The 14,450-nt window shown below is 61.0% G+C and carries 12 protein-coding genes; 7 read left to right on the forward strand and 5 right to left on the reverse strand.

The genetic code is table 11. The features are described from left to right. The first annotated feature begins 53 nt into the window (after window positions 1–53). From folP to folK, 3 genes are read left to right on the forward strand one after another with little or no spacing between them, the layout of a single operon-like run. A complete protein-coding gene (gene folP, locus D8780_RS05240) occupies window positions 54–941 on the forward strand; it encodes a dihydropteroate synthase (RefSeq protein WP_121644663.1) in 888 nt (295 codons plus the stop codon). Then, complete coding sequence (folB, locus tag D8780_RS05245; RefSeq protein WP_121644664.1) at window positions 941–1,303, forward strand: dihydroneopterin aldolase; 363 nt, start codon at window positions 941–943, stop codon at window positions 1,301–1,303. The genes folP and folB overlap by 1 nt, the downstream gene beginning before the upstream one ends. Then, entirely contained in the window at window positions 1,287–1,808 is a 522-nt protein-coding gene (folK, locus tag D8780_RS05250; RefSeq protein WP_245412269.1) for a 2-amino-4-hydroxy-6-hydroxymethyldihydropteridine diphosphokinase, read from the forward strand. The genes folB and folK overlap by 17 nt, the downstream gene beginning before the upstream one ends. A gap of 1 nt (window position 1,809) precedes the next feature. Here folK and D8780_RS05255 read toward each other — a convergent pair whose 3' ends face one another. The 4 genes from D8780_RS05255 to D8780_RS05270 form a co-directional block, all read right to left on the reverse strand. Then, window positions 1,810–2,337 carry a hypothetical protein gene (locus tag D8780_RS05255; RefSeq protein ID WP_245412270.1) on the reverse strand — a complete coding sequence of 176 codons (528 nt, stop codon included), beginning with the start codon at window positions 2,335–2,337 and terminating at the stop codon, window positions 1,810–1,812. 62 nt (window positions 2,338–2,399) lie between these two features. Beyond that, window positions 2,400–3,476, reverse strand: a complete 1,077-nt coding sequence (locus D8780_RS05260; protein ID WP_121644665.1) for a YcjF family protein — start codon at window positions 3,474–3,476, stop codon at window positions 2,400–2,402. Continuing rightward, window positions 3,473–4,933, reverse strand: coding sequence for a YcjX family GTP-binding protein (locus tag D8780_RS05265; protein ID WP_121644666.1), 1,461 nt, complete (start codon window positions 4,931–4,933; stop codon window positions 3,473–3,475). Before D8780_RS05265 ends, D8780_RS05260 begins: the two co-directional genes overlap by 4 nt. A 75-nt stretch (window positions 4,934–5,008) precedes the next feature. Further along, the gene (locus D8780_RS05270; RefSeq protein ID WP_121644667.1) at window positions 5,009–5,527 is read right to left on the reverse strand and encodes a SixA phosphatase family protein; all 519 of its coding nucleotides are present in this window, start codon (window positions 5,525–5,527) and stop codon (window positions 5,009–5,011) included. Window positions 5,528–5,720: 193 nt separating this feature from the next. Between D8780_RS05270 and dksA the strand changes: the two genes are divergently transcribed. From dksA to alaS, 4 genes are all read left to right on the forward strand, one after another. Next, window positions 5,721–6,152 carry an RNA polymerase-binding protein DksA gene (gene dksA, locus D8780_RS05275; protein ID WP_121644668.1) on the forward strand — a complete coding sequence of 144 codons (432 nt, stop codon included), beginning with the start codon at window positions 5,721–5,723 and terminating at the stop codon, window positions 6,150–6,152. A gap of 127 nt (window positions 6,153–6,279) precedes the next feature. Continuing rightward, complete coding sequence (cckA, locus tag D8780_RS05280) at window positions 6,280–8,961, forward strand: cell cycle histidine kinase CckA (RefSeq protein WP_121644669.1); 2,682 nt, start codon at window positions 6,280–6,282, stop codon at window positions 8,959–8,961. Between the two features lie 143 nt (window positions 8,962–9,104). After that, the gene (gene recA, locus D8780_RS05285) at window positions 9,105–10,187 is read left to right on the forward strand and encodes a recombinase RecA (protein WP_121644670.1); all 1,083 of its coding nucleotides are present in this window, start codon (window positions 9,105–9,107) and stop codon (window positions 10,185–10,187) included. A 197-nt stretch (window positions 10,188–10,384) separates the two neighbouring features. Further along, on the forward strand, window positions 10,385–13,042 hold the full coding sequence (gene alaS / locus D8780_RS05290) for an alanine--tRNA ligase (protein WP_121644671.1): 2,658 nt from the start codon (window positions 10,385–10,387) through the stop codon (window positions 13,040–13,042). Window positions 13,043–13,061: 19 nt separating this feature from the next. On the opposite strand, the gene D8780_RS05295 is transcribed toward alaS, so the two are convergent. Continuing rightward, window positions 13,062–14,384: a DNA polymerase IV gene (locus tag D8780_RS05295; protein ID WP_121644672.1), complete on the reverse strand. Its 1,323-nt coding sequence runs from the start codon at window positions 14,382–14,384 to the stop codon at window positions 13,062–13,064. Window positions 14,385–14,450 lie beyond the last annotated feature (66 nt).

The raw sequence follows: 14,450 nt of genomic DNA on the forward strand, positions 1-14,450 counted from the left end.
GTGGCAAGGCCGGTCGGCACAACACAATCCGGTCGGGTGAGACAAGCGCCGTGATGAAACAGTCTTCTCAGCATTGCATCGACCCTTTCGAGCAGAGACGCTGGCGCCTTGCGCACGGCCGCACCCTGAAAATCGGTCCGCGCGCCATCGTCATGGGCATTCTCAACGCCACGCCAGACAGTTTTTCGGATGGCGGGCGCTTTTCCCATCTGGACGCCGCGCTGGAGCACGCTGCCGCGATGGCCGCCGATGGGGCCGCCATTATCGATATTGGCGGAGAATCGACCCGGCCCGATGCCGACCCTGTCGATGCCGCTGAAGAGCAGGCTCGCATCATCCCGGTGATCGAAGCGCTTGCGAAGAGGCCTGAACTCATTCTTTCCGTCGATACCTGGCGCGCGGAAACAGCCCGACTGGCCATCAGGGCCGGGGCTCATATCGTCAACGATGTCCATGGTTTGCAGCGCGATGCTGATATGGCGCGCGTGGTGGCCGAGACGGGATCGGGCTTGGTCGCGATGCATACGGGGCGCGGCCGTGAGCGGCTATCCGATCCTTTCGTCGATCAGCGGCTCTTTTTGGGCGAGACGCTTCGACTGGCCCGCCGGTGGGGCGTGGCAGAAGATAGAATCGTGCTTGATCCCGGTTTCGGATTCGCCAAGACGCCGGCGGAAAATCTGGCGCTTCTTTCCGGGTTTTCCCGTCTTCACGAGTTTGGCTTCCCCATGCTGGTCGGCACTTCGAGAAAGCGCTTTCTCGGTCGCATTACGGGGAAGGACGCAGAGCGGCGCGATGCCGCCACACTTGCTTCTCATGTTATGCTGCGCCAGGCCGGTGCGGCGATATTCCGCGTGCACGATGTGGCGAGCCATGTCGACGGCCTTGCGGTCTGCGACGCGGTTCGTCAGCCAGCCTTGTTCGATCTGTCGGGAGACGCCTGATGCGTTATGCGATCCGCATGGAAAATTGCGGCTTTTTTGCCCGCCACGGGGTCTTCCAGGAGGAAGAGGTTCTCGGCCAGCGCTTCTATGTCGATGTTGTTCTGCAACTGGAGGTCGGCGACGCGCTGGAGACCGATTCGCTATCGGGCACGGTCGATTACGGAGAGGCCTATGACCTCATCGCACAAGTGGTGCTCGGGGAGCGGCGTTACCTGATCGAGTCGATCGCTTTGACCGCGGCGAAAACCCTTGTCGAACGCTTTGATGCGGTGATCGGGGCGGAGGTCACTATTCGCAAGCCGAACGCGCCCGTCCGTGGCGTTCTGGATTTCGTGGAGGTGAAGGTTGCCTGGCCTCAGTGAGGCGACCGAGGCCCTGATCGGGCTCGGTGGCAATCTCGGCGATCCGCAATCGGCCTTTATCCACGCTCTTGAAAGGCTGGCGGCGGAAGAATCTTTTGAGGTAACGGCCGTCTCGTCACTTTGGCGCACGCCGCCATGGGGCGTTGCCGATCAGCCGGATTATCTGAATGCCTGCGTGAGAGGGAAAACAATGCTCTCTGCGCAATCGCTTCTGCAGAGGCTTCTAGAGGCCGAGTTAGCTCAAGGCCGCGTTCGCAAGAAACGCTGGGGCCCGCGCAATATCGACCTCGATCTGCTTTTTTTCGGCGCGCATTCAATCGACGAAGAGGGGCTTGTTCTTCCCCATCCCCGCTTAGCCGAGCGGGCCTTCGTGTTGCTGCCGCTGGCAGAGATCGCGCCGGACTGGTGCTATCGTGAAGACACCATACGCTCCCTTGCAGAGGCGGCCGACCCCAGCGGGCTGGAGAAAATCGCGGCGCCCGGGGAGTGGTGGCGCCCCGGATAGCCTAGCGTATGGAGCTGGTCGCCACGGCATCGACCCGGGTCAGGCCAAGGCCGATGACCGGCACCATCCCTTCACCGACGCGCACCGAGATCGTGATGTTCATCTTGTCGTGCGCTGTCATGCGGGCCAGCATGGCGCCATTCAAATCGTTGCGCTTGAGCGAAAAGATCGCGCGACCGCCGCCGATATTCCCACCGACGACATCGAGTCCCTTGCCGAGGGCGCCGTCCAGAAATGCGCCGCGATAGCCGCCTTCCGCCCAGTGAATCTTGGCTTCCATCTTCTGCGAGAAAATCCCGACGCGGCATGTGCCGCCGATCGCCATGACATTCTTGCCGTCGCTTTCGGCGCCGCTCAGTTTGCAGTTGAACTTGGTGCCCTTGTATTTGCCGGCAACGATCTCGCCAGCACCCGCCCATTCGCCTTCAACCGACCGGAAGAAGGTGCGGTCTTCACGCGGTGGCCCGGCTATCGCAGAGCTGGTGAAAAACGCGACGAGACTTGCGGCAATTAGGGCTGGGCGGAACATGAGGGACAACGCTCACACAAGAGAACAGGGTGAGGCGAGTGTTACCGAAAGCGGTTAATCAATCATGAGCGGAGCGGATCCTGCTCCCCTTTTTCTGCCTTGCCCAGCTTCGCGAGTTCGCCGAGAAAATCGCTCATTGCAGGCCTTCTCCTGGCGTTGAAGGGCAGCGGCCGCACGGTATCCAGCGCGGCAATTCCGATCCGCACCGTCATCAAGCCATTGACCACGCCTTCGCCAAGCCTTGCGGACAGGCGCGCGGCAAGTCCATGGCCAACCACCTGCTGCACAAGGCTGTCGCCAACCGCAATTGAACCGGTGACGGCGAGGTGGGCGAGCACATCTCGAGCCAGCCGAATAAAGCCAAGCGTTCCGGGGCGGGCGCCGTAGAGCTCCGCGATTCGGCGGATCAGGCGGCCCGATTCGAACAGCACATAAGCGAGATCCACGATGGCGCGCGGCGAAACGGCGGTAACGACACTGACCCTTTTGGCCGAATCGAGAATCATAGGAATCGCCTTGTCGTCTAGCGGTGCCAGCATTTCCCGTTCGGCAAGTTTCAAAAGGTCCGGTGGATCGATGACATCGTCCATCAGTCGCGCCATTTCCGCGCGGCCGGCCTTGGATTCCGGGCGATCGGCGAGGGTGCGAGAGATATCGCCGACCAGAGCGCGCGTGCCGTCCCGCGTCGGGTGTGCGATCTGTTCGACACCCCGCGCATGAAGGCGCTCGACCGAGCCGAGACGCCGCAACGCCCACAACTCGCGTGCAACGCCCGCGACAAGAGCAAGAAGCGCCAGCGCGGCCAGAGCAGCAGCGGTCCAGCCGAGCCAGTCCGACCGCGTGAAGAGATCACGGATGAGATCATCGATCCAAAGGCCGATGGCTAAGGAAATGAGGAGACCGAGCGCGCCGAAGAAAAGGCGCGGAAGGGTCATCAGACGCCGCTTTCGAGGTGGAAGCGATGGCGGCATACCACCAGCTTCTCCAAGAAAGGGATCGTCAGTTTCGGGCGTGAAGCTGACGTGCTCCATCTCGCGAAAGGCGGCGGGCGAGCGCGCGACTGCCGGCTCTGGCGATCGCGGTTTCGGCTCATCTTCCGGCAAGCTGAAACTCTGGGGCGCGCGGGGTGTGTCGGTCATACCAGCCGGTCTCCGATCAGGAACTGCAATGCGCGATCGAGGCGAATATGGGGGAGAGACAAGGCTGCGCCGCCGGCTGTCTTTTCCAGCATTGGTGGCCGAAAGCGGACGAAGCGGATCGGATGAGCCGGTTCTCCGTCCTGACCCTTTTGAAAGATCGAATTGGGATCGGCTGGCAGGTCCCCGGGAAAGATGGCGGTTCGGGTCTGGCCATCGAAGATTTCGCCGCCAATCGTTTCACCGGCGATCGGAACACCGGAGATAACAGGGAGCGACTGACCGGACTGTTCGACAAGCCCCTCGCGCGTGGCGCGGACCGCAGCCATGGCGAGCGTGCCCACATCCGCCCCGTGGTAGCGCGCCCGCTCGGACGCCTTGTCGACCAGGCGGCGTACGATCGCTTCCAGCCTTTCATGGCTCTCATGATGGATGTGATCGGCTTTTGTCGCGGCGATCAACAACCGGTCGATCTTTCGTGAAAACAGGCCGGTCACGGCGTTGAAGCGACCCTGGCGGAAGCATTCGAGAATGCCTGTCAGCGCGCGTTCCAGATCGGCAACGGCGTCCGCGCCGGCATTCATGGCCTGCATGGCGTCGATTAGAACGATCTGCCGGTCGAGCCGGGTAATATGTTCGCGGAAAAATGGGCGCACCACATGCGTTTTGTACGCCTCGTAGCGCCGCTCCATCATCGCTCTCAGCGAATTGCGGCCCCCCCCGGTTTCTGCCGGTAGAAGAGGCGCAAAGGTCAGGGCCGGCGATCCCTCCAGGTCTCCCGGCATCAGGAAGCGACCCGGGGGCAGGGTGGAAAGCGCCAGTTCGTCGGTGCGGCAGGCCCTCAGATAATCCGTAAACAGGGCAGCAAGCTCACGGGCCTCGCTCTCGGAGGCTTCCTTCTGCGAATCAATCGTCTGCAGTCGAGAGAGAAACGGTTCGGCCAGCCTGGCGCGGATCGGCAGCCTTGCCAGCTCTATCGCTTCGCGGCTGAAAGCCTCGAAATCCTTGCTGAGGAGCGGCAGATCGAGCAGCCATTCCCCTGGATAGTCGACAATATCAAGCGCCAGGCGGCCTCCGGAAAAGAGGCGGCCCATGAAACTGCCGGCGTCGTAATCGATGGTCAGCCGCATTTCGGAAATAGCGCGGGTCGACTCCGGCCAGACCCGGTCCTTGATTAGGGCCGCGACGTGATCTTCATACTGAAAACGCGGGACGGCATCATCCGGCTGCGGTTCCAGATAGGCGTGGCGGAGCCGTCCGGACTTCTGCGGCTCGAAGAGTGGCAGGCGGCCGCCATGCAGGAGGTTGTGGACGAGAGCAGTGATGAAGACGGTCTTGCCCGAGCGCGATAGACCCGTCACGCCGAGACGGAGTGTGGGATCGGCAAGGCCGCTTATGCGATCCATCACGGTGTCGACCGCTATGAGCGCCTCGTCGGCAATCCCTGTCATTCGCGCCAAGACATCGTCCTTCTCACCCGAAAATTCGTTGGAGACCTACATAGGGGCGGTGTCGGAATTTGAGAAGCGGAGCCGTTACGATCCGCAGAGATCCTGCGGCCGAAGAAACAGTTTCAGGAAGCCCTTGTCCGGTCGCGCGCTGTGGATCGGCCCGTCAAAATCGATGACGGCCAGACCGCAGGCCGCAAAGCCGGCACGGAGCGCCCGCCGCGCATCGGGCTCGCTTTCGCCGGAGAGGGCCAGAGCGACATCCTCCAGCATGGGGTTGTGCCCGATGACGAGCAGCGAACCGTCGCCCGCCGATTCCGTGATGAGGTCCGAATAGGTGCCGATGTCGGAGTGGTAGAGTTCGTCCGAAAAGGTTGCGCTATCGGTTTCGACTTCGATCCCGGACGAGATTTCGCCCCAGGTCTGCCTTGCCCGCACCGCCGTGGAGCACAGGGTCCGGTCGGGCAGAAAATGCCGTTGCTTCATTGCTTTACCGACGCGGCGCGCATCGGTGACGCCGGCTGGCTCCAAGGGTCTGTCGAAATCTTTCATTCCCGGCTGCGGCCAGGCTGCAGCCGCATGGCGCAAGAGATAAAGTCTGCTCATTCGAGCGTCGGCCCCCAAATCAGTGGACTGCCAGCTAAGCGGAACGCCCCTTTCTGCGCAAGCAGACCATGGGCGGTCTTCGGGTGAAGGAAAAAGTCGAGGGGCTTTCTTTTAGCAAACCGCACTTGTGCCGAATCTTGGGTTCTCGTATACGGCAGTCTAGCTTCATGAAACGACACGCGGGGAGAGTCGTATGCTTGATGCACTGGAAAAGGAATCGCTTCCAAACGATTACCGGCCCAGCGAAACAGAACCGTTCATGAATGAGCGTCAGAAAATCTATTTTCGCGCCAAGCTCATGAACTGGAAGAACGATATACTGCGAGAAGCTCGGGAGACCCTCGAGAATTTGCAGCAGGAAAACGCGAACCATGCCGACCTGGCCGATCGGGCGTCTTCCGAAACAGACCGTTCCATCGAATTGAGAGCGCGTGACCGTCAGCGCAAGCTGATCGCCAAGATCGATTCGGCGCTGCGCCGGATCGACGAGGGGACCTACGGTTACTGCGAAGAAACCGGCGAACCGATTTCTCTGAAGCGACTGGATGCGCGACCCATCGCAACCCTCTCGATCGAGGCACAGGAACGCCACGAACGGCGTGAGAAGGTCTATCGGGACGACTGACGGCTGAAATGCCAAGTCTCTATGATTTCGAAGAGGGCGTCGGTCCATGACCGATGCCCTTTTTCTCTTTCGCCGTGCGCAACGTCGTCAGGCCACGTGACGCTGCGACTTTGCTATGGCAAAGAGGATGGATCGGGATTCGCCATCCGGTTTTGATCCGAATGGCCGAAGCGGGGAAGGCGGCGTGACGGCCAAGCAGCAAGCGGCAACGGAGCGGTTTTATCCAACGCCCATGATCGACGAGACGATGCAGCCCGGCCCGGTGGCAAGGCTGCTGATTTTCGCTGCGGTGCTTACCGCAGCCTCTGTCGCCTTTTTTCTCTTCCGCGAACAATTGGAGGAGCCGGTTCTTCTGGCGTTTCTCGGCCTTCTGGCGATGATCGGCGTCGGCTATCTTTTTGCCACCGTGGTCGGAATCGTGAAGATTGCGCCGCGTTCCGCCAGCGACGAACTGTCCCGCGCCTTCGTCGATACGATGGAGCATGGGCTGATCGTCGCCGATGGAAGGGGCCGGATCATCTATGCCAATCGTGCTTGGGCCGCGCTGACAGGGGCGGTTGACGCCAAGGACATTCGTACGCCGCGTGCGCTGCTTGGCGACGAGCCCAATGCCGGTCCCACGGTGGCTCGTCTGGAGAAGGTCCTTTCCGATGGCAAGTCCGGGGAAGGGGAGTTCCGCCTTGCTACTGCCATCGCCGCGGGTGCCGAACCTGTCCCGCACTGGTATCGGCTGCGGGCGCGAACCTTCCAGGTGCCGGGTCAGCGCAAGCCTGCCAGCGCATGGCAGTTGATGGATATCACAGACGAGCGGGCCGAACAGGAACGCTTCTTTCAGGAATTGCAGCACGCGATCGATCATCTCGACCACGCGCCTGCGGGCTATTTTTCGACAGATACCGACGGCCGACTCACTTACGTCAATGCCACGCTCGCCGAATGGCTTGGCTTTGATCTCGGAACCTTCCTGCCGGGCCAGGTCTCTCTGGCGACGATCGTGGCCGGAGACGGCATGGCGCAGATTCGCTCGGTCCGCGCACCGGCAGGTAATACGCGGGATGCCGTCCTCGATCTGGATCTCGCCACAGTGGACGGCGCAGCCTTGCCCGTCCGGTTGATGCATCGCGTCACCACCAACCGGGACGGCTCGGTCTCAAGTGCACGCACCATTGTGCTGAACCGCACCTTTGCACACGATGTGACGGCCAACACGGGCGCGGCGGAAGCGCGCTTTACCCGATTCTTCAATTCGACGCCGATGGCGATTGCATCGGTTGACGATTCGGGACGCATCGTCCGCACCAATGCTCCTTTCCTCAGCCTCTTTGCAGGCCTTGTCGACCAGGCCGCGCTCGATCGGGACGTCTCGTTCGAAACGGTCATTGCAGACGATGACGTGCCGGCCTTCCGCAAGGCGTTGGAACTGGCCCGCGAAGGACAGGCCGATATCGCGCCGCTCGAAGCCTCCATGCCGAACGCGTCCGATCGCCAGCTTCGCTGTTACATTCATGCGGTGGTTGATGCCGGTACAGCCGAGGGCGAGGAAGAGGCCCGGCGCGAAGTTGCCATCGTCTACGCCGTGGAGACAACGGAACAGAAGGCTCTTGAGCAGCAGATGCTGCAGAGCCAGAAAATGCAGGCGGTGGGCCAGCTTGCCGGCGGCATCGCCCACGACTTCAACAACGTTCTAACTGCCATCATCATGGCGACCGATCTGCTGCTGATCGACCATCGGCCAACCGATCCGTCCTTCCAGGACATCATGAACATCAAGCAGAATGCCAATCGTGCTGCCTCGCTTGTTCGGCAGTTGCTGGCCTTCTCGCGCCGACAGACATTGCGGCCGGAGGTTCTTGATCTGACGGACGTCATGGCGGATCTGCGTATGCTGCTGACCCGCCTTGCCGGCACGAAGGTGAACGTGAAGGTCGAGCATGGCCGCGATCTGTGGCGCGTCTTCGCCGATCTCGGACAGTTCGAGCAGGTCATCGTCAATCTGGTCGTCAATGCGCGCGACGCCATGCCGGAGGGCGGCACGGTCACGGTCCGCACGCGCAATATCTCCGAGCCGGAGAGCCGCGCCTTCGATTATCGCGAGCTGGAACCTGCGGACTACGTCGCGATCGAGGTGCAGGATACGGGCACCGGGATTGCGCCCGACGTCATCAAGAAGATCTTCGAGCCCTTCTTCACCACCAAGGAGGTCGGCAAGGGCACGGGCCTCGGCCTTTCGATGGTCTACGGCTTCGTCAAGCAGTCGGGCGGCTTCATCTATGCCGATTCGGAAGAGGGAGACGGCACGACATTCCGCATCTTCCTGCCGCGCTATGTACCGGCCGCCGTCGCAGATATCGCCGAGAGCGATGTGCCGCATACCGCTGCCGAGACGCCCGCACCCGCCAAGGCCGAAGCGCAGTCGCAGCGCGAAGATCTGACAGGAACCGCGACAGTCCTTCTTGTGGAAGACGAAGACGCGGTCCGCATCGGTAATGTGAGAGCTCTGTCGACCCGCGGTTACGATGTCCACGAGGCTTCAACAGGTGTCGAGGCTCTTGAAATCTTCGACGAACTCGACGGCCAGGTCGATATCGTGGTGTCCGACGTGGTTATGCCGGAGATGGACGGGCCGACGCTGTTGCGCGAACTGCGCAAGCGCAACGACACCGTCAAGTTCATCTTCGTCTCCGGCTACGCCGAAGAAGCCTTCGCCAAGAACCTTCCCGAAGACGCCGCTTTCGGATTCCTGGCCAAGCCCTTCTCGCTGAAGCAGCTCGCCGCAACCGTCAAGGAAATGCTCGAGAAAGACGATTGACGCTGGAACGACAGGAGAACAAAAAATAATTCTCCTACGAAAACAGTGTCTTAATGACCTTGAAAAAAGAGAACAAAAAGGATACAGATAAGTATAGGACAGCCTGATAGGCGGGCTAACGAAGCAAGGGCACGGGTGTTAAAATGGCGCAGAATTCGTTGCGATTGGTCGAGGACAAGACTGTGGACAAATCGAAGGCGCTGGACGCGGCCCTTTCTCAAATCGAGCGTTCATTCGGCAAGGGCTCCATCATGCGGCTCGGCCAGAATGAACAGGTGGTTGAAATCGAGACAGTGTCGACCGGCTCGCTCAGCCTCGACATTGCGCTTGGTATTGGCGGGCTTCCAAAAGGCCGCATTATCGAGATTTATGGCCCAGAAAGTTCGGGCAAGACCACGATGGCGTTGCAGACGATCGCCGAAGCCCAGAAGAGCGGGGGCATTTGTGCCTTCGTCGATGCGGAACATGCGCTCGATCCGGTTTATGCACGCAAGCTTGGTGTGGCACTTGAGGATCTGCTGATTTCTCAGCCCGATACAGGCGAGCAGGCGTTGGAGATTGCCGATACGCTGGTCCGCTCTGGGGCGATTGATGTTCTGGTGGTCGATTCGGTCGCCGCGCTCACGCCGCGCGCCGAAATCGAAGGTGAAATGGGCGATTCTCTGCCTGGCATGCAGGCGCGTCTGATGTCTCAGGCGCTTCGCAAGCTGACAGCGTCGATTTCGCGCTCCAACACCATGGTGATCTTCATCAACCAGATCCGCATGAAGATCGGTGTCATGTTCGGCTCGCCCGAAACGACAACGGGCGGCAATGCTCTCAAATTCTATTCGTCGGTCCGTCTCGACATTCGCCGCATTGGTGCGGTGAAGGATCGTGACGAGGTTGTCGGCAACCAGACGCGGATCAAGGTGGTCAAGAACAAGATGGCCCCGCCGTTCAAGCAGGTCGAGTTCGACATCATGTATGGCGAGGGAGTCTCCAAGACCGGTGAGTTGATCGATCTCGGGGTCAAGGCCGGCATTGTCGAGAAGAGCGGATCGTGGTTCTCGTATAACTCTCAGCGTCTCGGACAGGGAAGGGAGAACGCCAAGGAGTTCCTTCGGACCAATCGGGAGATTGCCGACGAGATCGAAATGGCGCTTCGCCAGAATGCGGGCCTGATTGCCGACGGCCTTCTGGCCGATCAGGGCGGCGACGATCTGGATGAAGCCTCCGAAAGCTGAGGCCCTTCGCCTTTAGCGCCATGGCTGACGAAAGGCCCGTTCTCATGAGCGGGCCTTTTCGGTTTTACCCATTGATTCGCCGCCCACTTTGCCTGCGGATGCGGATCGCCGTGGACAGGCACCGGCTCTCCGTCTAGAACGCCGCTAATCCATAATCCTGCCGGCCTCGCCGGCGCCAGAACCGAGGATAGCATCGCATGAGCGGCGTCAATGAAATCCGGTCCACCTTTCTGGATTTCTTCGAGAAGAATGGCCATCAGAAAGTGGTGTCGGCACCGCTCGTTCCGCGCAATGATCCGACCCTGATGTTCGTCAATGCCGGTATGGTGCCGTTCAAGAACGTCTTCACCGGTCTCGAACAGCGTCCCTATTCAACGGCGGCCTCGTCGCAAAAATGCGTACGAGCAGGCGGCAAGCACAACGATCTCGACAATGTGGGCTATACGGCACGCCACCACACCTTTTTCGAGATGCTCGGCAATTTTTCCTTTGGCGATTATTTCAAGGAGCGGGCCATCGAACTGGCCTGGACCCTGATCACGAAGGAATATGGCTTGCCTGCGGATCGTCTTCTGGTCACGATCTACCACGATGACGAGGAAGCTGCCGGCCACTGGAAGAAGATCGCCGGTCTTTCCGATGATCGGATCATCCGCATCGCGACCTCCGACAATTTCTGGTCGATGGGCGATACCGGCCCCTGTGGGCCGTGCTCTGAGATATTCTTCGATCATGGCGAAGGCATTCCGGGCGGTCCTCCCGGAAGCCCGGACGAGGATGGCGATCGCTTCATCGAGATCTGGAATCTCGTCTTCATGCAGTTCGACCAGATCGAACCGGGAAACCGCATTCCGCTGCCGCGTCCCTCGATCGATACCGGCATGGGGCTGGAGAGGATTTCGGCCGTTCTGCAGGGCGTTCACGACAATTACGAGATCGACCTCTTTCGCGCCCTCATCGGTGCGTCGGCACAGTTGACGGGCGTCGATCCGGATGGCCCCCAGAAGGCGAGCCACAAGGTCATTGCCGACCATTTGCGGGCTTCGGCCTTTCTTGTTGCCGATGGCGTGCTGCCTTCCAATGAGGGGCGGGGCTACGTGCTGAGGCGGATCATGAGGCGTGCCATGCGCCACGCGCAGCTTCTCGGCGCGCAGGATCCTCTGATGCACCGTCTGGTGCCGGCCCTTGTCCGAGAAATGGGGCAGGCCTTCCCGGAGCTGGTTCGTGCTGAAGCCTTGATTTCGGAGACGCTGAAGCTTGAGGAAACACGCTTTCGCACGACCTTGAGCCGCGGACTCGGTCTTCTGGAAGATGCAAGCGCTGCTCTCGGCAGCGGTGACGTCCTTGCCGGAGAGACGGCTTTCAAACTGTATGACACATATGGCTTCCCTCTCGATCTCACGCAGGACGCGCTTCGGCAGCGCGGTGTCGGCGTCGACCTCGAAGGTTTCAACGCAGCCATGGAGCGCCAGAAAGCGGAAGCGCGCGCGGCATGGTCGGGTTCGGGTGAGGCTGCCGACGATCAGATATGGTTCCGCATTCGCGACGAACTGGGTGCCACGGAATTTCTTGGATATGAGACCGAGCAGGCCGAAGGCGCTGTCTTGAGGATTGTCCGCGACGGGCAGGAGGTCGAAAGCCTGTCTGCCGGCGAAAGCGGCTTTCTGATCCTCAATCAGACCCCTTTTTACGGAGAATCCGGTGGCCAGGTTGGCGATACCGGCCGCGTGTCCGGCGAAGGCGTGCGCGCCAGCGTGAACAACACGCAAAAGCATGCTGATGGGCTGTTCGTCCACGCCGTGACGGTGGAGGAGGGCGCTCTGAAGCCCGACATGCCGCTGGAGTTGAGGGTGGACGGTGCGCGCCGCGCCGCAATCCGCCGAAACCACTCCGCGACCCATCTGTTGCACGAAGCGCTGCGTCAGACATTGGGCACCCATGTCGCGCAGAAAGGCTCGCTGGTGGCGCCCGATCGACTCAGGTTCGACTTCTCTCACCAGAAGCCGATCGATGAGGACGAATTGCACACGATTGAGCAGGTGGCCAATTCTGTTGTCGACCAGAACAGCTCGGTTTCGACCCGTCTCATGGCTGTTGATGACGCGATAGAGTCGGGTGCAATGGCATTGTTCGGCGAGAAATATGGCGATGAGGTCCGCGTCGTTTCCATGGGTGATCCTGCGGAAGAGGGGGGCAAGGCATGGTCTGTCGAGCTCTGTGGCGGAACGCATGTAAAGGCGACCGGTGATATCGGCTTGGTTCGCATCGTTTCGGAAGGTGCGGTCTCCTCAGGCGTCCGGCGTATCGAAGCGCTGACGGGCGAGGCGGCCCGTGACTATCTGCGACAGCAGGAGCACCGCTTGCGGCAGATTGCGGGGGCTTTGAAGACATCTCCCTCGGAAGCTCTTGAGCGTCTGAACGCTATCCTTGAGGATCGGCGCAGGATGGAGCGTGAACTGACCGAAGCGAGACGCAAGCTCGCTCTCGGCGGCGGCGGGGCCACCTCCTCGGACGCCGGCACGGAAACGATCGGCGATACGGCGTTTCTTGGCCGCATACTCGATGGTGTTTCTCCGAAGGATCTGAAACCCCTCGTCGATGAGGCCAAGCAATCTCTGGGTTCAGGCGTGGTCACCTTTGTTGGCCGCGGCGAGGATGGCAAGGCATCGGTGGTCGTTGGCGTGACAGCCGATCTCACCGAGAGGGTCGACGCGGTCTCTCTCGTTCGCGAGGCTTCCGCGGCTCTTGGCGGAAAAGGCGGCGGTGGCCGCGCTGACATGGCACAGGCGGGTGGACCGGACGCCGGAAAGGCCGAAGAGGCTCTGGAGGCGGTCCGCGCCGTGCTGCGGAGCTAGGTCCCTAGGTCCGCTCTACCTACTCGCCGGTCTCGTCATCCTCTTTCGGGGCGAAATTGGCGCCTCGGGAGATTTTGTGGCCGAAGGTGTAGCCGGTCTCGACCACGGCTCCACCGAACCGCCGTCGGAGTGTGTCGATCGTCTCTTCCGCTCGGGCGATGCGTTCGGCGCGAGGATCGACCAGATCGGGTGGGTCCGCATAAGTGTCGCTGATCAATTCCGCTACCCCGACGCCGATAAGACGAAAGGCTGTGCCGTCCGCCTCCCTTCGAAGCATGTCGAGCGCGGTATCGAAGATTCGTCCGGGTCGGCGGGTCGGATCGGCCAGTGTGCGATTGCGCGTTCGGCCGCGAAAGTCGGCGGTTTTGAGTTTGAGCACGACCGTCTGGCCGGCCAGCGCTTCCTCTTTGAGCTTGGCCGCAATTTTCTCCGACAGGCTGCGGAGGATCGGCACGAGTTCTTCGAGGGCCGAAATATCACTATTGAACGTCGTCTCGGACGAGAGGCTTTTGCGCTGCGTATCGGGCACAACCTTTCGGTCATCGCGGCCTTGCGAAAGCGCTTTCAATCGAACGCCTCCGCTGCCGTAGCGGCGAAGAAGCGTCTCTTCGCTCACTGCCTGAAGATCGCGCACATGTTCGATACCGTCCCGCCGGAGGGTCGCCTGGAACGCGGGGCCTACGCCCGGTAGCCGACCGACCGATTGGCCGGCCAGAAACTCCAGCGTCTCGCTCCTGCCGATAACCGAATAGCCACGGGGTTTGTCCAGATCGGAGGCCATCTTGGCCAGAAACTTATTGTGTGACAGGCCGACCGAAACGGTGATGCCGATATCGGCCTGTACGCGGTTGGCGAATGTGGCGAGCACATAGGCCGGCGGCGCGCCGTGTAGCCGTTCGGTCCCGGCAAGATCGAGAAATGCCTCATCGATCGAGACGGGCTGAACAAGAGGCGTCAGGTCTCGCATCATGGCGCGAATCTCCCGACCGACAGCCGCATATTTTGCCATGTCGGGTCGTACGACTGTGGCGTTGGGGCAGAGTTTCAGGGCCTTGAACATCGGCATGGCCGAACGGACACCAGAGATACGCGCCTGATAGCAAGCGGTGGTGACCACACCGCGCTTGCCTCCGCCGACAATGACCGGCACGCCGGCGAGCTCCGGCCGATCCCGCTTCTCGATCGAGGCGTAGAACGCATCGCAATCGACGTGGACCAGACTAAGCGTGCCGAGTTCGGGGTGACGCAGTAGGCGGGGCGACCCGCAGTGCGGGCATCGGCGCGTCTCAGATGTCTGCGTGCGAAGACAATCGCGGCATAGCCCTTTAGAGATATCGAGCATTATCGTCAGCGATCGCCTGTGAATACCGGCTTCAGATTAGCGCTGTGATGCTGTGAGACGCAATCG

Origin of the sequence: Notoacmeibacter ruber, from assembly GCF_003668555.1 — a bacterium.
GTDB classification, from domain to species: domain Bacteria; phylum Pseudomonadota; class Alphaproteobacteria; order Rhizobiales; family Rhizobiaceae; genus Notoacmeibacter; species Notoacmeibacter ruber.